Below are 19,219 nucleotides of genomic sequence, written 5' to 3'. Positions count from 1 at the left end.
ACGAGGCATATTATAGAGAAATAATTAATTAAAGTCAAGAATATACTGAATCATTTTGCGTAATATTTCACTAATTCTGTGATTTTTGCAGAAATTTATTTTATATTTTTGCACTTTATTATCCATTTTATTTTTACTTTATTATGTTTTTTTTCTATATACGTTTATTTTTTCTTCCTCGTTTTCTTTGTTCTATTTTTTTATTTGTGATTATTTATTTTGAGTTAATTATTTAATGCTCTATATTTTTCTTACACTTTCCTTTGCCCAAATAACTTATCCTATCTTTTTACCCCTATCCTTTTTTGCCTTAGGTATCTTTTTGCTTTGGTTATCTTTGTTTTTTTACCAAGTCTTAAAAAAAGCATGCTTGGGGCACGCTTTTTATACTAAGAGAAAATAATTTGCAAAGAAAATCTTTTGTCTTTGTAGACTCGAGTCATCAAGGTAAACTTTATCTCCCGCAAAGAAATTGTATTTGCTCCCTTGAGCTTTATAGCGAAGGATAAATTCTTGATATAGAGCTTCTAATTGCTCAAGCACTTGAGAAGTTGGGGTTTGCCCTAGAGCTTGAGTTAATTTCTCTACTTCAATTTGTGCACGATATAAGGATATCTTCGCTTGAGTTAAAAATTGATATAGCTCATCTTGAGCTTGTGTTAACTCAAGAAATAAATCTCTATCTTGAATAACAGGAGCCGTTAAACTAAAAGCTAAAGGCAACTCCTTGCGTTCGATTTGCATTTCAACAAAGTTAGCTCCAGTTAAATATTGCTTAAAAGGGTGTCTACTTTGTAATACGGCATCTTTACCTAACCCTATAGCTTCTAAAGCTAAACTAAAAAGTTGCTGATACTTTTTGCTAATGGGTAAAAAGTCTATGCTAATTTGCCCTGTGAGCTTAGTTAGTTTAAGGAGTTTATCAACTTGTGGCAAAGCGGCTAGATTTAAAAGTAAATTAGGATCCTTAACCTGAGTAATTTGTTCTTTTAGTTTTGCATTATTCTGGTATAAGCTTAAATCCAAATTAGCTAATTTAACTTGACTAGTATGACTATTGATATCTAGGTGAGCGGTAGCTGGATCTAAACTAAGGAGATAATTTATCCCCAACGCGTCTGTATAATCTAAACCAGCAAATACATATTTCCAACTTCTACTATAATTGGCAAAATTTTTCCCTTTGGTTCCAAGGCTTACTTTAGTACCTATCTTTTGCGGATTCAGGGCTAAGGCTTGAATTAGTTCTAATACCCCAGAGCTATAGTAAGTTAAACTATCAAGTTGATAGAGAGGTCTTGCTAAAATCTCCTCGACTGTGTTTGCTTGATTGGAAAAAATTAACTCACACTCTTGGCTAAACTTCTCGAGTTTTGCTTGGTTATACCCTGTTAAAGTTTCTGCTTCTGTAGTGAGTAAATAGACGCGAGCCAACTTATCGGCATAAGCAGGGCTTTTAATTTGCACTTTGATTTTTTGCTTATCCTGCAAAATCTCACGCATGTTTTTTGCCTTAACTCCACAGTCACTTAACTTTAATACAGCTTGCCAGTATTGCGGATTATTTACTTTGCTTTTATCAATACTTATTAAATCTACAAAAGCTTGTTTGCTTTCTATAGCCGACACTTGAGCAGTATAAACCTTACCTAAATCAGGTAAAGCTTGTTCTCCTGCTCTTAAATCAATTACCTCAAGAGCACAAACTTGTTCAAGTTTAATTCCCTCGAGGAGTTTTAAATAAGCTTGGTGTCCACGCACTAAAGGATCTTGAGCCAAAGGCTCGAGATCCAAGGTAAGTAAATATAAAGCTGACTCTAACTTTATTGCTAAACCTATATTATTTTTCATCTTTATCTAGGACATTTGGAGCTGAGTTAACCATATAGTCCATCATTTCTTGGGCAACTATATTTTGTTGGGCTTCTAAAAACTCTTCTAAATCCATCCCTTCTTTAAATTCTAATTGCGTCTTTTTACTGGTAACGCCATTAGGTTCTGAAGTTAATTCTTCGGCTGGAGCGAGATCGGTAGCTGCTACAAGTTTACGTTCTTGAATATATGCCAGCATAGCTTGCATTGCCGATTGAAAATCTGGAGCTACTTTCTCAATATAGTCAGCTTCCATGTATTTAACTTCTTTTTCTTTATCTGTCATAATAAACCTCAAGATTATTTTTTCTCTTTATTATATCAATTTCTCTTATAAGCTTAACATTTGCGTAAGATATAAGATAAAATATTAGTTACTAACAACCTTTTTCTAAACACAGGCAAGCATGGAAAAACATACTGGATTCAAACACTTTATTAAAGCTTTTGGTTACTCTTTGCAAGGCTTCAAGAGTGCCTTTAAAAGCGAAGCCGCTTTTCGGCAAGAATTTATTTTAGCCCTTGTCCTTATTCCTCTTGGTCTCTGGTTAGGAGAAACCGGGGGAGAAAAGGCTCTGCTCGTTGCCTCAGTACTCTTACTTTTACTAATTGAATTACTTAACAGCGCTATCGAAGCTGTAGTTGATCGCATAGGGACCGAATATCATGAGCTTGCGGGTAAAGCTAAAGACCTGGGCTCGGCAGCCGTATTTATTGCCGTGCTTATTCTCCTTAGCGTTTGGGGATGCATTTTAATTTGGTAAACAAAAAACACCTCGCACTGGAGGTGTTTTTTCTATTTATCAAGGCGAGCTAAAACCTGTTTAGTGCGTTCAATAACCTCGGCTGGGGTTATTTGTAACATGAGTTTGTCATCGCATTTAGGTGGTTTTTTGCGCCAATTTTTTAAGTCTAAACGATATTGCTCTTGGCTGTATTCTATATCGTGTCCATAGGTATTTTTATGGAAAACACTTACTACATCACATACGCCTTGAATTGGTCCCGAGCGTAATGGATTAATATAAGCAAATAAACCTATAGTTGGAATACCTAAGCAAGAAGCTAAATGCATAGGTCCCGAATCAGGACTAATTACCAAGTCAGCTAAACTGAGAAATAAATAGAGTTCGGCTAAATTGGTTTTAGCTGCTAAATTGAAAAATACTTTTTTGCCAGGGCGTTGTAAAGCTTTACAAGTATAACCAGGGTGGGCAGTGCGTATATATTCTTCAACTTCTTTAGCCACGCCATTAACTAATTCTAATTCAACTTGGTTTTTTCCACCTGTAACTACTACATAATGCCCTTGGTCAATGAGGAATTTAATTAGAGCTACATAACCTTCTTTTGTCCAGTTTTTCTTTAAGGCAGAAGAGGCTGGATTAACATAAATTAGTTTACCATCTCGAGTTTTATTATCGTGGCTATAGCGACTTAAATTGGCTAGCAACTTATAGAGGTTTTGATTATGCTGGCTTACATTAGCAAGAGCTTGCTCGCTATTAGGTGCACCTAACCCTAAATCAAATAAAGGTTGTAAATCGCGTTGGGCTTGCAGTTTTTCAGGATAGTTTCCTTGATAAAGTAATGCTGTATCGGTAACTAAGGCTGCAAATTCCGCACAATCTTGAGCATTAAAAAATGGCTTGAAAAGATCAAAGTAATCTACCATTACATGCATTGAAGTTTGCGAAGGAATCGAACGATCTACAACTAGCGAATGCCCTTCAAAGCTTCTCTCTTTACAAAAGCCAACTTTTAGTTTTGCTTTAATAAAGGTCGAAAGGACATTAGCTCGTAAAGAAGTTTGGGCATGCAATAAAATGTCAAAAGGCTCTTTTGACATGGCTCTTAATTGCTTATACGCCTGAAAATAAGAAGTTTTTTGTTTATTAAATACCTCAAATTTTAGTTGTGGGTATTTTTTTCCTAAGTGGCGAAATAAATTATATTCACCATTACCTATTACCCAGGTAACTTCTACTTGTGGGTAATTTTTTAAAAGTATTTCTAAACTTGGGATTAAATTTAAAATATCCCCAATTGCTGAGAGACGAAATAAACACACTCTCTTAACTTGACTAAAACTGGTTATAGTATTTGTCATCTTTATTTTAAATTAATTGTGAAACCTAGTGCCCCAATTTTCTATTATACTTTATTTGTCAGAAAAATTTTTACTCTTGGGCAAATTAAAATCTTTACTGCCTCAAATTAAGAAAAGATCCCAGCTTAGCTAGGATCTTTAAATTTAATTATTTACTAAAGGCATAACGTGAAGCCGTTTCTTTGTCATAGTTGCGAAGCAATACAACAAAGCCATTGGTACGACCTTTACCATTATTCTCTTTATTTGGGTAAAAGGCTGCAACACGTTCATATTGCACAAGGTAATTAGGTAAGCTTTGTTTTAATACCCCTTTACCATGTCCTGTAATAAAACGTATAACAAACTCATTATTACGCCAGCTGTCTTTTACTACCGCAGGAATAATTGATTTTAATTCTTCGGTAGTGCACTTGTGTAAGTCTACTTCCTGATCAATTGGTAATAACCCATTGAAAAAGGCATGCGAAACATCAGCATCTAAACCTTCAATCGCAAAACGAGCATTCTCATAATTAAATTCGTTAAAACGCATATTAATATCTGAGAAAATTACATTCTCATCTTGACTCAGACGCTGATAATCTTGATGAGCAATTTCTTGTTCGAGAATTTCTTTGCCCGATTTTAAGCCTACTAAAGCGCGACGCTGATGCTCAGCTTGACGTCTTTGTTGCTCTAAACTTGCTTTTACGCCTGAGTTTAAAGGTTTAACGTCTTTAAAGGCATTGCGGAAAGAACTATCTTTTTCGACAAAGCTTTTACTCGGCACATTTTGCGGTTGTGCTTCAAACATTTGCGCAAAGCTAGCATCAACAATTTCTCGATTTTTATTTGCTTGAGCTTGGAGATCATTAAAAGATTTATTATTACGATTAATTTGATCTACATTGTAAGCAACAATCTCTTGCTCATCTTCAATTATCTCTACTTCAGGTTTTACTAATTTTTTACTTGAAGGAGCAAACATTTTTGCTTTTTTACGCTTTGAAGCTAGATTTTGCTGTTCACGTGCCGAAGCATTAGGTAAAGCATAGGAATCTACTAGAGCAGCAAAAGATTCTTCTTGCTCTTGGTTTTGTTGTTCTTTAACTTCACGTTTAAAGTTAGCCAGAAGATTCTTTTCATACTCATTAACTGCAGATCCTGTGCCTTTAAGAGCACGATTTTCTTGTATAGGAGCACCTAAAGCTTCAGGACTAAAGTCATATTCTCTTTTTTCGAATAATTCAGCAAAGCTTTCGCCATCACCGCTTGCTTTTTTCCCTGATAAAGTAGTAGTTACTGTACGCGTTGAAGTATTGGTAGTAGACTGTAAATTCCCATTTGCTAAAGGTTGGGTTTCTATATCTTCACTAACATTTTTATCTTCAACTTTACGCTCTACACTACCGTCGGCTAGATGAATATGGGTAATAGTACGCGTATGCGAAGTCTTTTTCACAAACGAATGTACTATTCCTTCAGGATTGCCTTTAACCTCGTCAATCTTAGTTTCACTTTCATTAGTTTCACTTTGGCTTGACTTAGCATTAGTTTTGAGTTTACGTGGCGTATTGCCTAGAATAGCTTCAGGATTATAGTCTGGAGCAGCATGTTTAGTTTGCTCAGCAAAAGAAGCATTACCTAAAACCTTGCCGCGTTCATCACTATAAGAATTTTCATCAATTTCTACATTTTGATAAACTGCAGGCCCTGAGAGAACTTTAAATTCTCCAGTGTTGTAAATACTTTTGCCCTTATTACCTTCGAGGTCTTTACCTGAGTCATCGAATAAACTATGTAAGGTTTTATCCATGTCTCTTTGCCCAAGGTCAACTGACTCATCAGCAAAAATATTGTCTTTAGGACCTTCTTCGACCGCTTTAGCTAAAAGCTGTTTCACCTCTTCTAAACGCTTAAAGTCATCATTATCATTAACTTTTTCTTTTTGGTCTTTACTTAAGCTTTGCAGGGCATACTTGATAATATCTTTAATACTCATCTCTAGCCTCCCGAAATCTTAACCTTGAAACCTTTTTGTTCTAAAAGTTGCTGAATTTGTGGACGCTTGTCTCCACCTTGGATAACTACATCCCACTCTTCAACACTACCACCAACTCCCAGTTTTTTCTTTAAAAAACTGCAGAGATCTTTAAGACCAGCTTTATCCAAACCTGTGCCCGAAACTAGAACTACTCCAGCTCCTTTGCGCCCCTTAGTTTGTTTATAAAGTCTTACTACGCCATCCCCTTCAGGTGGAAGTTCTTGTTCTACTTGAGGCTTAACTCGTCCTCCGTCGGTACTATAAACTAGACTCATAGTCCTTCTCCTTATGTTTTATCTATAATTTAATAAGCTAGCTTTGTTGTCTCTTATTTATAGCCTATTAAGATTTATTATAAGATATTTACCTCAAATAACGAAACAAAAAAATTTATTTTTAGGTAAAAAAAGGACCTCTAAGAACTAGAGGTCAGAAAAATTAAGTTTACTTAAAGTAAAAGTATCCAGTTTATGACACGAAGGACATAACCAGAAAATATCGTGATGTTGATAACCACAAGAGCGACACGAATAAGAAGCAACTATACGTGACTCTGGGTTTCTTTGCTCAATTTTACTTAAAAATTGACTAAACTTTTCTTGTTTTTGAGCAATCGCAGAGTTTTTCTCTGCTTCTTTACGTCTTCCTAAACTAAATAAACTCGAAAGGAGATTAGTTTTTTCGGTGATATCAACTTTCACTTCAACTTGGGTATTAGTTAAAAGTTGTGCCGAGATAAAGAAAATGCGTTGTAAAGTTATAGATTGTGGATTTTTGGCATAACTATCTAAAAGTATGTCAATCCGCTCATATAACTCCATATGCTCTGCTTCATCTTTATCACGAATTAAAGAAACCACTTTATCGAGCAGATCTGTTTTTTGATAGGTTTTTATTTTTTGCTCTAACTCAGCTTCATAATCGCGCGTTTGCTGTCCTAAAACTAGTTCACGAAAAACTTCGGCAGAGTTTTTTGCTTGATCTTGAAACTCAAAACTATGAGCATAGTCAGCAAAAGCAAAATTATTTGCCACTTGATCTAAATAAAGATCAATCATGTATTGTAAATGCTCAGGCGTTTCCAGATTGCGTAAAAAAGTTGGAAAATCATAGCCTAGAATTCTTACATGATTAAAACAAAAAGCAATATTGCTAATTAGACTTGGTAAAAGATCTATTCTTAGCTTTAAAGCATGTTCATAGTCTTCTAAAGCACTATGATAATCACCTAAAGCAAAATGATAATTTGCTCGCGTCACATAGGTACGCACATTAGTTGGCGACAACTCAATAATCCGCGAAAAACTAAACATAGTACGTCGGTGCCCTAGCTCTAAGTAGCAACTTAAAAGGCGAAAAATGTAATAGTGACAGAGCTGATTGAGGTTGCTTTCACTTTTACGCAGATTGTAAATTCCTTTGGCAACAGCTAAAGCTGGTTGCCAGTCGGCAGTTACAAGATATAACTGGAGTAATAACTCTAAAACCTCGAGCTCATATTGGTCGTTACCAACTAGAGGTAAAAGATTTTCCAGAGCTCGCGAGAACATTCCCGCTTTTAAGTAACAGCGAGCTAAGTTCATTTGAGCTAAAGTATGCCCTTGGTTTTTCCAGGTCGGAATTGCCAAAATATGACGGAAAATTTTAATTGCCCGCATATAGTCACCGCGTTGCATGCAAATTACTCCTGCCATCATTTGCATTTCAAGTAAATGCCCTACATCTTCGGCAAGAACACTATAAGGACGGTGTAAATCTTTGAGCGAACGTGCTACTAGGACTGCCTCTTCGGGTACCTCAGCTTTAACCTTAGCTTTTTGTAAAGCCTGTTCTAAAGTAGCAACAACAGGATTGTTTATACTGCTGGCATTTAAAGTTTGGTCTAAATCAGAGATTTTACTTGCAGCTTCTTGCTCTTGAGCGGGTGCAGTATTTTGTTTTTCTGCCTTAGGCTCAGAGTTTATTTGCTCGTAAATATCATCTTGATTAGGATTAATTTCGCTAGTTACCTCTTTGTTTTTGCTAACTTTAACATTTTTATACAAAGTAGGGGCATTAGCAATTAAATTTCCATCAACTATATACTCAACCGTGTTAAGTAATTTTTCTACCACTTCACTTGCTTGCGGATTATCATCTTTGATTACTATGGGCGCTGAATCTAAATAAGATTGTTTAGTGCGTCGTTTAAGCAACCAGGTCGAAAAACTTCCTTTAAATAGATATCCTAAAGCAAAGGAAACTATGGCGATTAATGGAATTAGAAGAAAAAGTAATTCAGACATAATCTATAAGAAATACCCCAGTTTAAAAACCAGGGCAGTTGCTTTTAATGAGTCGTATGGTCTTTTGCATCTAATTGCTGAGCTTCAAGAGCAAGTTCTAACTTAGCAACTTTTTTCTCTAGAGCTTGAGCTTTAGTATGGGCAAGAACTAATCTGGTTTTAAGAACTAAATAGAGTAAAAAGAGTACTACTAAAGCAATTATAAAACCAAAAATAAAGGTCATGCCTAAAACAAACGATAGAACTCCTTCAAACTCTCCAAGCAGAAAGTTTACATGTACTACCTGATCATTAGCTGAACTAAAGAGAAAAATAACAACAATTAGGGCAATTAAAAATAATAAATAGCATAAATAGCGAATCAATTTCATGAGCTTTCTCAGGCAATTAAGTTAGTATTTTTATTAACTATTTTAGCATAAAGGAAAAAATTCGGAATAAAAAAAAGCAATGAAATCAAGATAGATTTCATTGCTGGAGTCTACTATTTTTGTCTTGTAATAGGTAAATAATATGGAAAAAATAGATTTTTCTTCATTAATTACTTATTACATTTAATTAGACAAAAAATATTTGTAAAAGTTTCTATTTTTTATGATGATCACATGAACAAGGTACGTCAGACCAGTATTTAAATTTAGATAATTTACCTACCCCTGGGTTAAATTGGTTAGTTGGATCTAACTCACGGTAGTGTTTTTCTAAGGCTGGTTGAGCATGATATAAGTGACCCACATTGTGCTCTGCTGGGTATTGTGCCCCTTTATCGCGATAGAAAGCTAAGATTTTTTCTTTAATTTCTTCTACTGAATAAGGCGAGTCTTTTTTCACTAAGTAATCTAAGTGGAACACGTGACATAAAAAGTGTCCACAAGAGTTTACATGGGTTAAATGCTCAAGGATTTCAGCTGGTAAAGGTTCTGCCCATTGATCATCATTACGACGTAAAGCTATATCTAAAGCGATCATGCCTTTAGTTTCATTTTTAAGAACATGCATAGATCTTGCTAAAGAGCCACCAACTGAGAAGCGGAGTAATAATGCTTTTTTCGCTTCTTTTGGCGTAGCCGCAAAATATGATCCCGTATCATGCTTGTCAAAGTATTCTTTTAAGTAAGAATCTGTTTTGTCAATTAAATCATCGGTAGTAGTTAAAATTAAAAAGTGCTGGTACTTACGACGGAAGTCTAAAATACGCGCCGGGAGTAAATTTGGTAAACAATCAGCATAAAACTGCATAATTGTTTCTGAAGATGGTAAAAATGAGAAGCGACCAAATTTACGATCATAGAAATCTTTGAGAGAGTATAAACGTGGTAAATGTTTAGTACCAAATTTATCTAGTACCCAAAATACATCCTTACCAAATCTAACTGCATCATCAAATGAAGAAGCACCCATGTATTCACCTTGCATAGGTAAACCATCAAATTTGGTTAATACCGTGCGACGAATATCATTTAAATCTTCAGGGCTGTTAGTACCAATAAAGAATAACTGCTGACGTTTTGGTTTAGCAAAAGTGTCTACACGTACGGCAAATACAGCTAAGTGACCTGCAGAACCAGAAGCTTCTTTAAGACGCTCAGGATCTGAGTTATAACGTGAAGGCGTATCAGCATCCACTAGTACCACTTTGTCTTTATAATCACGAGAAGAAGCTAATTTACCTTCTGGATTATGTACATCTTTTTCGTCAAAGTCACCTTTTTCGAGGCGTGCTAATTGCTCTTCAGGAGAACCGTCACCTAAATCTATGCCAAGGTTGTTAATAAATTCTAACTCTCCTTGATCATTTACACGAGCATAACACGCTAACTCAGTATACGCAGGACCACGTTGTACTAATGTACCACCTGAGTTATTACAAATGCCTCCAACAACTGAAGCTCCGATACATGAAGAACCGATTACCGAGTGAGGTTCACGACCAATTTTTGCCAGTTTTTCTTCTAGTTTAAATAATGTTGAACCTGCAAAACATACGGCTTGAGGCTCATCAGTATCTTTACGAATAATTTCGATATCATCAATTCTTAAAGTATTAATGATAACAATTGGACGATCATAGTCGTTACCCCAAGGTGTAGAACCACCTGTTACCCCTGTATTTTGGGCTTGGTTTAAGACAATAATATTATTTTCTACACAAAGCTTAACTACTTTATAATATTCTACTAATGAACCTGGACGTACCACCGCAAGAGCATCACCCAGTCCAAAGAAAAATCCCGTACGATAACGTTTAGTAGCTGCTGGATCTGTTAAAACATATTTATCGCCTACTACCTCGGTTAGTTTTTTTAGAAAATCTTTATAAGTCTCTGACATTGTGCCGGTTCCTTTTTTCTAACCTAAATGAAATTATAATAAATACAAATTAATGTATTCGTAATATTATATTAAACTAAAAAGAAAAAATATATAATAATTTTTATATGCTTTTGAAAAGAATTTTAACTTTTACTACACTTTTACTCGTAACTACGAGCCAGGCAGTCGTTTTGCGCCCTGGAACTTTACTTGCTCCCCAGCAAGAATACACTTTTAATTTAAGGTATTTTCCAGAAACCTTAGATCCGAATCTTGTAAGTGATGCTATTTCCTTACGAGCAACTATACCTATTTTTGATACTTTATATCGTTTGGGACCTACTGGCGATTTTATTCCCGCAGCAGCCCGAGCTTATAAAGTAAGTGATGATCAGCTCACTTGGACTTTTTACTTACGTCCAGAAGCAACATGGCAAGACGGTAAACCCGTTACTGCCCATGATTTTATTTATGCTTGGCATAGATTAGCCGATCACAATAGTACGTCGATCTTTGCTAATGCTTTTGTGAATATGCACGTGGTTAATGCAGACGGAGTCTATCAACGCATGCTTGAGGTTGATAAACTGGGAGTAAAAGCTCTCGATGACCACACCATTGAAATCAATTTATATCAACCTACACCTTGGGTAATGCAAATTATTGCTGGTATAGCTCTGGCTCCTGTGCGCCAAGACCTAATCGAAAAATATGGTGCTCAATGGACTCAACCTGAGTATATAGTTGGCAATGGTCCGTATAAGCTTGTAACCTATAGCCCTAATGATCAAATTCTCTACCAAAAATGGGATGGCTATTGGGATGCCAAAAATATTTATCTCACGCAAGCTAAGGCTATTTTTACTGATGAGCGTATAGCCTATTATCGTTATCTTACAGGCGAACTATTAACCACTAATGTTTTTAAAGCTATACAACGTCAAGTGCTTGCCGAACGCCCTGATCAAGTCTATATGACTCCTTTAAATGCAACCTATTATGTCAACCTTAATATGGAAATATTTAAAGACCGCGATGTCCGCTATGCTTTGGCTTTATTAACCGATAATAATTATCTGAGCCGAAATATAGTCCCAGGCACGCGAGCTACAACTATTTTTGCTCCTACCGATTTACAAGATGGGCAAGCCCAAGAACAAGCAAAATATTTTACCGCTCCAAGTAAAACTAAATATCAAGAGGCTAAAGAACTCTTAGCCCAAGCAGGTTATAGTCCGCAAAAACCTCTAACCTTTACTTTAAGCTACTCCAATAGCCGCAATGAACGTGCTGTTTTTGTTGCTTTACAACAAATGTGGGCAAAAAATTCTGATGGCATGATTCAGGTTAAAGGACAAATTACTGAATGGAAAACTTTTTTAAGTGAAATTAAAGCAGGTAAATTTGAAGCGTCTTTAAATGGCTGGGCTGCCGATTATGATCATGTTTCTAACTTTTTTGGCTTAAGAGCATGTAAATCCCCGTCAAACTACGCTAGATATTGTAATGCCAACTATGATGCCCTCTTAGAAATAGCAGAACACACAGTTGACAATGACACTAGACAGCAAATGTATGCTCAAGCTAATAGCATGTTGCAAGAAGATGCTGCTATTTTACCTCTCTATTGGATGGAAAATGTTACCTTAAAATCACCACAACTTGGCGGTTATAATCCTTATTTACCGTTACAGTACTTCCGAGACTTCTATATTCTTGGCAAAGCACAGCCTTAAATAAGCAAGGGGTACCAAAAGGCTGTTCTTAATTGATCACTAGTGATCAAGAAAAGCCAAAAAAATGTGACTGGTGACAACTTTTTCAAACTAAATTAAATTTTCTGTATTTTTTCCAAAAATAAGTCTTTTTTTTAGGAAAAAAATAATATACAATAAAATAAACAGGGGAATAGTCCACATTAGCATATAAGCAAATAGTTCACATTAGCAATTGTTTTATATTCTCCTTAATGTTATCTTGTAGTCTAGGGAATGTATTGTTTTTCCTATTTCTAGCAAAAACTTTACTCCCCCCCTAGATTACAAGGCATTTAAAAACAACCTAAGTACAAAACTGCTAGATACTAAGAAAAATTATATACTACTAAAAAAGTTACTTACTTTAGCTTTTAAATTTAGTTCTTCAAGAGTTAAAAATACTAGCTTCAAGTTGGTAACAGGTTCCTCAGAAGAGGAAAATAAAAAATATTTTATATTTTTTATTTGAACTCTTGCTTTAGGGATCAAAATAAAAGTTTTGTTACAACCAACGCCCTGGGGCGCTAGATGTAATGAGTCTTTTATTGCTAAACTACTAAACTAATAAAATATCGCTTAAGATATATTCTATATTTATTCTTGTGATTTCTTCCAAGCATAAATTTTCTCCATAAGTATCAATTATTCTTAAACTCATTTGCTCTTGAGCAAATAAATTTAAGAACAACTAATATTAATACCTCGGCTTTAAAAGTTCTGTTAATACATTTGACGTTGTTATCTTTATTAATAAACTTTTAGAGCCTTTTTTTTATAAATTTTAAGATTAGTGTAAAGTTTTTAGTTTTAATTTGCTTTTTAAAAGTAAAAATAAAATTAGAAATTAGAGATTAAATAACTTTGCTTTTAAGGATTTATAATGAAAAAATTAACCTCTTTAGCTTTAGCTATCTCTTTAGCAGGTAGCTTTGTCTATTCTCCAACCAGCTTTGCCGCTCCTCCAGCAGATGTAAAACTTGCTGCCGAACAAAAACTAAATGTTAACCTAGGAAGCTTCCCAGATACTATCGATCCAGGTAAATTTTCAGATAATACTTCTTCACAAGTAGCACGAGCTATCTTTGATACCCTCTATCGCCAGGGACCAAATGGTGATTATATTCCTGTGGCTGCCGAACGTGCAGTTGAGTCATCAGACGGCTTAACTTGGACTTTCTATCTACGCAAAGATGCAACTTGGCAAGATGGTAAACCAGTAACCGCTGCTGACTTTGTTTATTCATGGCAAAGATTATCTGATCCAAGTAACGCCTCTACCTATGGTGACTATTTAGCTAATAACGCTAATGTGGTTAATGCTGCCGAAGTAGCTAACGGTCAACTCCCTCCTTCTGCTTTAGGGGTAAAAGCTTTAGATGACTTTACTTTAGAAGTAAAACTAACTAAACCAACACCTTGGTTAGTACAGGTTTTATCTTACCAGGTTCTTGCTCCAGTTCGTCAAGATCTGATTGAAAAATATGGTGATGCATGGGTACGTCCAGAAAACATTGTAGGTAATGGACCTTACAAACTCGTACGCTATGCGGTTAACGATGAAATCACTCTAACTAAAGTAGATTCTTACTGGGATGCTAAAAACGTAACTCTAACTGATTTACGATTTGTTTTCATCCTCGACCCTAATACCGCTTATTATCAATATACTACTGGTGAACTCCTCTATACAGGTATTCCACCTCAATTAAAAGATCAAATTCTTAAAGAAAGACCACAAGAAGTTCGTGATTCTCCACGTTTAGCAACTGGATTTATTGACTTTAACCAAAAATACGAACCGCTCCAAGATGTACGTGTACGTCGTGCTTTAGCTCTACTTACAGATAACAAATTTATTGTTGAACGCATCTATGCAGCAGGGACACCAACTTCGATTTTTGTGCCAACCTATGTGCAAGATGGTCAACTTGCAACGCAAGCAGACTATTGGGATAAACCTCTAGCTGAGCGTCAAGCAGAAGCAAAACGCCTCTTAACCGAAGCTGGTTATACTAAAGATAATCCTCTGCGTGTTGAACTTTCTTACTACTCAGGTAGAACTATTCAACGTGTGTTTGTGGCATTACAAAGTCAATATAACCGTGGTTCAGATGGTTTAGTACGATTAACTGGCTCTCAATCTGAATGGAAATCTTACCTAGATAAAGTTAAAACTGGAGATTACCAACTCCGTTATAACGGTTGGGGAGCTGACTATGACCAAGCTTCAACCTTCTATAATATCTTAACTTGTGGTAATGGAGCTAACTACGGTGGCTACTGTAACCAAGAATACGATAAATACGTGAACCTAGCTAACCAAGAGCTAAATGCACAAAAACGTGCTGAACTTTATGCGCAAGCAAATAAAGTATTACAAAACGACCAAGGTACAATTCCATTTAACTGGGGTTCTATCTATGCGTTAGTTTCTCCAGCTCTAGGTGGCTATAATGAGAAAAATGAAGAACGTTTCTATCGTGACTACTACATTATTGCAGATAAAGCTGCAGCAAAATAATCCAAGATTATCCTTGTAACGAGTTAAATTCTCGTAAATACAGAGAAGAAGAGCTAGATGCTCTTCTTTTTTTGGGCTCTTAATTCCTTACTTTATTCTAGGGAATAAAAATAATATTTTTTCCCTAATTTAGGGACTAAGGAAAAAATTTTTATTTTTATCGCTTTACATAAAAATATTTTCGTGTATAATCTAGGCAATTTGCATTTTGAAAACTGAAGAGAATTAAATACATCATGGCAAAAGAAAAAGTTTCCTTAGGTCAAGAACCTATATACGACATAAAAAATCTTTCAATTGGTAAAAAATTCCTATTAGGTCTACAACATACCTTTGCAATGTTCGGGGCAACTGTATTAGTACCTATCTTAACGGGATTAGATGTATCAACAACTTTACTAATGATGGGTGTGGGTACCTTGTTATTCCACTTAATTACTGGGGGTAAAGTTCCTATTTTCTTAGGTTCATCATTTGCTTTCCTAGCAGGTTATGCCGCTGTAGCTCCTAATAAAGATCCAGAACACTTATCTATGGCTCTGGGGGGTGTATTTATTGCCGGCATAGTTTACGCTATCTTTGCGGTACTAATTTATGTTTTTGGCGTTAAACGCATTATGCGCTTTTTCCCACCTGTAGTAACAGGTCCAATTGTTATCTGTATCGGTCTAACTCTAGCCCCTACAGCAATTAACATGGCAAGTACAGACTGGGCATTAGCTAGCTTAGCTATCGCAATTATTATTGTAACGACCATTTGGGGTCGTGGGATGATGAAAATTATCCCATTATTATTAGGAATTTTTGGTTCTTATCTTATTGCTTTAGTTTTAGGTTTAGTGGATACTTCACGCTTTGATAACTTAGAACCTTTCCACTTACCATTACATACAGAATACTTTGCTACGTTTAATCTTTCGGCAATTATCACTATAGTACCAATTGTTCTTGCTACTACTATGGAACACATAGGTGATATTTCAGCAGTATCGGCAACAACAAACCGTAACTATATTGTTAAACCAGGTTTACACCGTACTCTATTTGGTGACGCGGCTGCAACTATGGTGGGTTCATACTTTGGTGCACCTGCATGTACTACCTATGGGGAAAACACAGGGGTGTTAGCTTTAACTAAAGTTTATGACCCGCGTGTGACTCGCTATGCAGCTATGTTTGCGATAGTATTTGCCTTTGTCCCATTTATTTCTGATGTAATTAACTCTATTCCAACTGCGATTATCGGTGGAGTTTCGTTAATTCTTTACGGTATGATTTCGGCAATCGGGGTACGTAATGTAGTAGAAAACCAAGTTGACTTAACTAAATCAAGAAACCTCATTATTGCTGCTGTTATCTTAGTAACAGGTTTAGGTTTTGCGGAAAAAGGTTTAGACTTCCATGTAGGTGAAACTCACATTACCCTTTCAGGCTTAGCAATTGCTGCTATTTGCGGAATTGTGTTAAATGCAATTCTTCCTGGTAATGATTACCGCTTTAAAGTGCAACAACCACAAGAATACGGTAAAGCACTTAGCCTCTCAGCTTCAGACTCAACTTATGATGGTTTAAATCCACAACCAGAAGACAATGAAGATGATGACGGCAATCTAAAACAACAAAAGAAAAAATAAGCCATAAAAAAAGCTAGGAACAAGTCCTAGCTTTTTTTATTTATGCTAATTGGGTAATTTTTGCTTCACTAGCTTTACGACCGTGAGGATCAGTAGTATCTAATCCTTGTTCAAGATAACGTAAAACTAGAGCAAAGTTTAAATCCATTTCAGGATCAACTTCTAACCACACTTTGTGCCCATCACCTGGTGCTACTTCTGTAGGTTCAAATTTACGGTTGTACATACGATCAAGACGGAAACTTACGTTACCTTTTGGCGTCATAATTTCAATCATATCTCCCACCACAAATTTGTTTTTCACTTCTACTAAAGCTAAATTACCTTCACGCTCTCCTGTAAATGCTCCAACAAATTGTTGGTAGTCACTTGTTGAGTTACCTGAAGTGTAGTGTTGGTACTGATCGTGAGTATGTCTTTGTAAGAAACCGTCAGTATAACCACGGTGAGCTAAAGAATCTAATTGACGTAATAAACCTGGATTAAATTCTTTACCTTCGGCAGCATCATCAATTGCTTGACGGTAGATTTGTGCCGTACGAGCACAATAGAAGAAAGACTTAGTTCTTCCTTCAATTTTTAATGAGTGCACGCCCATTTGCGTTAAACGTGGTACGTGTTGAATTGCACGTAAATCACGGCTATTCATAATATAAGTACCATGCTCATCTTCAAAGGCTGTCATTTTCTCATCAGGACGACGTGGCTCAGTAATTAAGAAAGTTTTATTGGTTGGCTCACCTATACCTAAAGTAGGTTCTACATTAGCTACATCTATATTTAGGTTCGCTGGGTCTTGGTTAATTACTTGGGCATTTGGATCTTGCTCACGTCCATCGTGCGTTTTACCTGCAGCTACTTTTTCAACTATTTGCCCTAATTCATCTTCTTGACCTTCGGCAAGATCATATTGCCAACGGCAAGCATTAGTACAAGTACCTTGGTTAGGGTCACGTTTATTAATGTAACCTGAAAGGAGACAACGACCTGAATAAGCCATACATAAAGCCCCGTGGACAAACACTTCTAACTCTAATTCAGGAACATGTTGACGAATCTCTTCGATTTCATCTAAACTTAATTCACGTGAAAGAATTACACGTTCTACACCGTAGTCATGCCAGAACTTACATGAAGCCCAGTTTACGGCATTAGCTTGTACCGAAAGGTGTAAAACTGCTTGTGGGAAGTGCTCACGCATTAACATAATTAAACCTGGATCTGAAAGAATAAAAGCATCAGGTTTCATGTCAACTACACGTTGCATATCCTTAACAAAGGTTTTTAATTTAGCATTATGTGGCGCTATGTTAACTACCACATAGAATTTTTTTCCTAAAGCATGTGCTTCATTAATCCCTTGTTCAAGAGTTTCCCAGTTAAATTCATTATTTCTTACGCGTAATGAATAACGTGGTTGTCCTGCGTAAACAGCATCTGCACCATAAGCAAATGCATAACGCATGTTTTTTAGAGAACCAGCTGGACTCAATAATTCTGGTTTTGCAAATTTAGTCATTGTTACCCCTAAAGTTATTTAGCCATTAATCCGCAATCGCGGCAGTTTACAAGACTAACAAGTTTTACCTTGCATTAATAGCCCCTTTGTCAGGTGTCAAAAATATTTAAATTTATGATTATAGTTGTTTAATACTTAAACCTTTGATAACGGTATCGTCATCTTCAAGGTGATGATCATCATGAATTTTACGAGCTAAGGCGTCATAGTCTTGACTACCAAAAAGTTCATCATTAGCCAGTTGATCTAATTCTTGTTCAGTAAATTCACGCTTAGGTTTTTCTTCGCTTTTAGCTTTGGAAGCAAGTAAATTTACTGGAGCTTGATTTGCCTTATGATGAGGATTAAATTCTTGCTGACTTAAAGAACTTAAACTCGCAAAATCATATAATTCTCTATCTAATAGATGAGATAGAGTAATATCTTGCATTGAGCGGAAAATAGTTTCAATACGTCCAGGGAACTGACGATCCCAAGATTGGAGAAGCTGTTTTACGGCTGCTCTTTGTAAATTAGGTTGTGAGCCACATAGATTACAAGGAATAATCGGAAACTCTTTTAGTTTGGCATATTTAGCTAAGTCTTTTTCGCGACAGTAAGCTAAAGGACGTATAACTGTGTGGAGTTGATTATCACTTACGAGTTTAGGTGGCATGGATTTCATTTTACCCGCAAAGAACATATTTAAAAATAAAGTTTCCACCATATCATCACGGTGATGCCCGAGAGCAATTTTAGTACATTTTTCTTCTTGGGCAATGCGGTATAAAATGCCTCGACGTAAACGTGAACATAAAGAACAGGTAGTTTTCCCTTCTTCAATTACGCGTTTAACAATACTATAAGTGTCTTCGTTAACTATACGATAAGGCACCCCTATAGATTCGAGGTAGTTAGGTAAAACTTCTTTAGGAAATCCAGGTTGTTGTTGGTCTAGATTTACCGCGAGTAATTCAAATTTTACCGGAGCATATTTTTGTAATGAACGTAAAATATCTAATAAAGCGTAGGAATCCTTACCCCCTGATAAGCAAACCATAATTTTATCGCCTTCTTCGATCATATTAAAATCGGCGATTGCTTTACCAACTTCACTACGTAAACGCTTACTTAGCTTATTTAAACGATAATTTTCTTGCATACTTAAAAAAAGAAAACCATAGCTCTTGGCTACGGTTTCAC

General features: G+C 35.9%; 13 protein-coding genes and 1 pseudogene. 4 read left to right on the top strand and 10 right to left on the bottom strand.

The genetic code is table 11. The features are described from left to right. Positions 1 to 384: 384 nt before the first annotated feature. Positions 385 to 1,851 carry a S1 domain-containing protein gene (locus CJP74_RS03680; protein ID WP_119496913.1) on the bottom strand — a complete coding sequence of 489 codons (1,467 nt, stop codon included), beginning with the start codon at positions 1,849 to 1,851 and terminating at the stop codon, positions 385 to 387. Then, positions 1,841 to 2,158, bottom strand: a complete 318-nt coding sequence (locus CJP74_RS03675; RefSeq protein WP_119496912.1) for a hypothetical protein — start codon at positions 2,156 to 2,158, stop codon at positions 1,841 to 1,843. Before CJP74_RS03675 ends, CJP74_RS03680 begins: the two co-directional genes overlap by 11 nt. Before the next feature lie 121 nt (positions 2,159 to 2,279). Here CJP74_RS03675 and CJP74_RS03670 point away from each other — a divergent pair, with 121 nt between their 5' ends. Beyond that, positions 2,280 to 2,636, top strand: coding sequence for a diacylglycerol kinase (locus CJP74_RS03670; RefSeq protein WP_119496911.1), 357 nt, complete (start codon positions 2,280 to 2,282; stop codon positions 2,634 to 2,636). Between the two features lie 32 nt (positions 2,637 to 2,668). Here CJP74_RS03670 and CJP74_RS03665 read toward each other — a convergent pair whose 3' ends face one another. The 6 genes from CJP74_RS03665 to dld form a co-directional block, all read right to left on the bottom strand. Beyond that, positions 2,669 to 3,721 (bottom strand): glycosyltransferase family 9 protein, encoded by a 1,053-nt coding sequence (locus CJP74_RS03665; protein WP_222986893.1) that lies wholly within the window; start codon positions 3,719 to 3,721, stop codon positions 2,669 to 2,671. Between the two features lie 409 nt (positions 3,722 to 4,130). After that, positions 4,131 to 5,966, bottom strand: coding sequence for a Smr/MutS family protein (locus tag CJP74_RS03660; RefSeq protein WP_119496909.1), 1,836 nt, complete (start codon positions 5,964 to 5,966; stop codon positions 4,131 to 4,133). 2 nt (positions 5,967 to 5,968) lie between these two features. Beyond that, entirely contained in the window at positions 5,969 to 6,283 is a 315-nt protein-coding gene (locus CJP74_RS03655; protein ID WP_119496908.1) for an SUI1 family translation initiation factor, read from the bottom strand. A 147-nt stretch (positions 6,284 to 6,430) separates the two neighbouring features. Beyond that, positions 6,431 to 8,293, bottom strand: a complete 1,863-nt coding sequence (locus tag CJP74_RS03650; protein ID WP_119496907.1) for a tetratricopeptide repeat protein — start codon at positions 8,291 to 8,293, stop codon at positions 6,431 to 6,433. Positions 8,294 to 8,337: 44 nt separating this feature from the next. Continuing rightward, positions 8,338 to 8,664, bottom strand: a complete 327-nt coding sequence (locus CJP74_RS03645) for a lipopolysaccharide assembly protein LapA domain-containing protein (protein WP_119496906.1) — start codon at positions 8,662 to 8,664, stop codon at positions 8,338 to 8,340. A 214-nt stretch (positions 8,665 to 8,878) separates the two neighbouring features. Next, positions 8,879 to 10,624, bottom strand: a complete 1,746-nt coding sequence (gene dld, locus CJP74_RS03640; protein WP_119496905.1) for a D-lactate dehydrogenase — start codon at positions 10,622 to 10,624, stop codon at positions 8,879 to 8,881. A gap of 107 nt (positions 10,625 to 10,731) precedes the next feature. Here dld and CJP74_RS03635 point away from each other — a divergent pair, with 107 nt between their 5' ends. The 3 genes from CJP74_RS03635 to CJP74_RS03625 all read left to right on the top strand — a co-directional run bounded on the left by CJP74_RS03635 (position 10,732) and on the right by CJP74_RS03625 (position 16,518). Beyond that, the gene (locus tag CJP74_RS03635; RefSeq protein WP_119496904.1) at positions 10,732 to 12,342 is read left to right on the top strand and encodes a peptide ABC transporter substrate-binding protein; all 1,611 of its coding nucleotides are present in this window, start codon (positions 10,732 to 10,734) and stop codon (positions 12,340 to 12,342) included. A gap of 901 nt (positions 12,343 to 13,243) precedes the next feature. After that, entirely contained in the window at positions 13,244 to 14,884 is a 1,641-nt protein-coding gene (locus CJP74_RS03630) for a peptide ABC transporter substrate-binding protein (RefSeq protein WP_119496903.1), read from the top strand. A 236-nt stretch (positions 14,885 to 15,120) separates the two neighbouring features. Beyond that, positions 15,121 to 16,518 carry a uracil-xanthine permease family protein gene (locus CJP74_RS03625; RefSeq protein ID WP_119496902.1) on the top strand — a complete coding sequence of 466 codons (1,398 nt, stop codon included), beginning with the start codon at positions 15,121 to 15,123 and terminating at the stop codon, positions 16,516 to 16,518. A gap of 40 nt (positions 16,519 to 16,558) precedes the next feature. Here the strand turns inward: CJP74_RS03625 and trhP are convergent, their stop codons facing one another. Both trhP and ttcA read right to left on the bottom strand, forming a co-directional pair. After that, on the bottom strand, positions 16,559 to 18,037 hold the full coding sequence (gene trhP, locus CJP74_RS03620) for a prephenate-dependent tRNA uridine(34) hydroxylase TrhP (RefSeq protein ID WP_119496901.1): 1,479 nt from the start codon (positions 18,035 to 18,037) through the stop codon (positions 16,559 to 16,561). 370 nt (positions 18,038 to 18,407) lie between these two features. Continuing rightward, positions 18,408 to 19,178 (bottom strand): annotated as a pseudogene (gene ttcA / locus CJP74_RS03615) (tRNA 2-thiocytidine(32) synthetase TtcA); the annotation flags it as partial. Positions 19,179 to 19,219 lie beyond the last annotated feature (41 nt).

Source organism: Psittacicella melopsittaci (assembly GCF_003585925.1).
Lineage (GTDB): Bacteria > Pseudomonadota > Gammaproteobacteria > Enterobacterales > Psittacicellaceae > Psittacicella > Psittacicella melopsittaci.
This window is presented reverse-complemented; position numbering and strand designations above follow the sequence as displayed.

Excerpts from the sequence above, each read along its gene's own strand:
- CJP74_RS03680 (WP_119496913.1), bottom strand. The coding sequence starts at position 1,851 with ATGAAAAATAATATAGGTTTAGCAATAAAGTTAGAGTCAGCTTTATAT.
- CJP74_RS03675 (WP_119496912.1), bottom strand. The coding sequence starts at position 2,158 with ATGACAGATAAAGAAAAAGAAGTTAAATACATGGAAGCTGACTATATT.
- CJP74_RS03670 (WP_119496911.1), top strand. The coding sequence starts at position 2,280 with ATGGAAAAACATACTGGATTCAAACACTTTATTAAAGCTTTTGGTTAC.
- CJP74_RS03665 (WP_222986893.1), bottom strand. The coding sequence starts at position 3,721 with ATGTCAAAAGAGCCTTTTGACATTTTATTGCATGCCCAAACTTCTTTA.
- CJP74_RS03660 (WP_119496909.1), bottom strand. The coding sequence starts at position 5,966 with ATGAGTATTAAAGATATTATCAAGTATGCCCTGCAAAGCTTAAGTAAA.
- CJP74_RS03655 (WP_119496908.1), bottom strand. The coding sequence starts at position 6,283 with ATGAGTCTAGTTTATAGTACCGACGGAGGACGAGTTAAGCCTCAAGTA.
- CJP74_RS03650 (WP_119496907.1), bottom strand. The coding sequence starts at position 8,293 with ATGTCTGAATTACTTTTTCTTCTAATTCCATTAATCGCCATAGTTTCC.
- CJP74_RS03645 (WP_119496906.1), bottom strand. The coding sequence starts at position 8,664 with ATGAAATTGATTCGCTATTTATGCTATTTATTATTTTTAATTGCCCTA.
- dld (WP_119496905.1), bottom strand. The coding sequence starts at position 10,624 with ATGTCAGAGACTTATAAAGATTTTCTAAAAAAACTAACCGAGGTAGTA.
- CJP74_RS03635 (WP_119496904.1), top strand. The coding sequence starts at position 10,732 with ATGCTTTTGAAAAGAATTTTAACTTTTACTACACTTTTACTCGTAACT.
- CJP74_RS03630 (WP_119496903.1), top strand. The coding sequence starts at position 13,244 with ATGAAAAAATTAACCTCTTTAGCTTTAGCTATCTCTTTAGCAGGTAGC.
- CJP74_RS03625 (WP_119496902.1), top strand. The coding sequence starts at position 15,121 with ATGGCAAAAGAAAAAGTTTCCTTAGGTCAAGAACCTATATACGACATA.
- trhP (WP_119496901.1), bottom strand. The coding sequence starts at position 18,037 with ATGACTAAATTTGCAAAACCAGAATTATTGAGTCCAGCTGGTTCTCTA.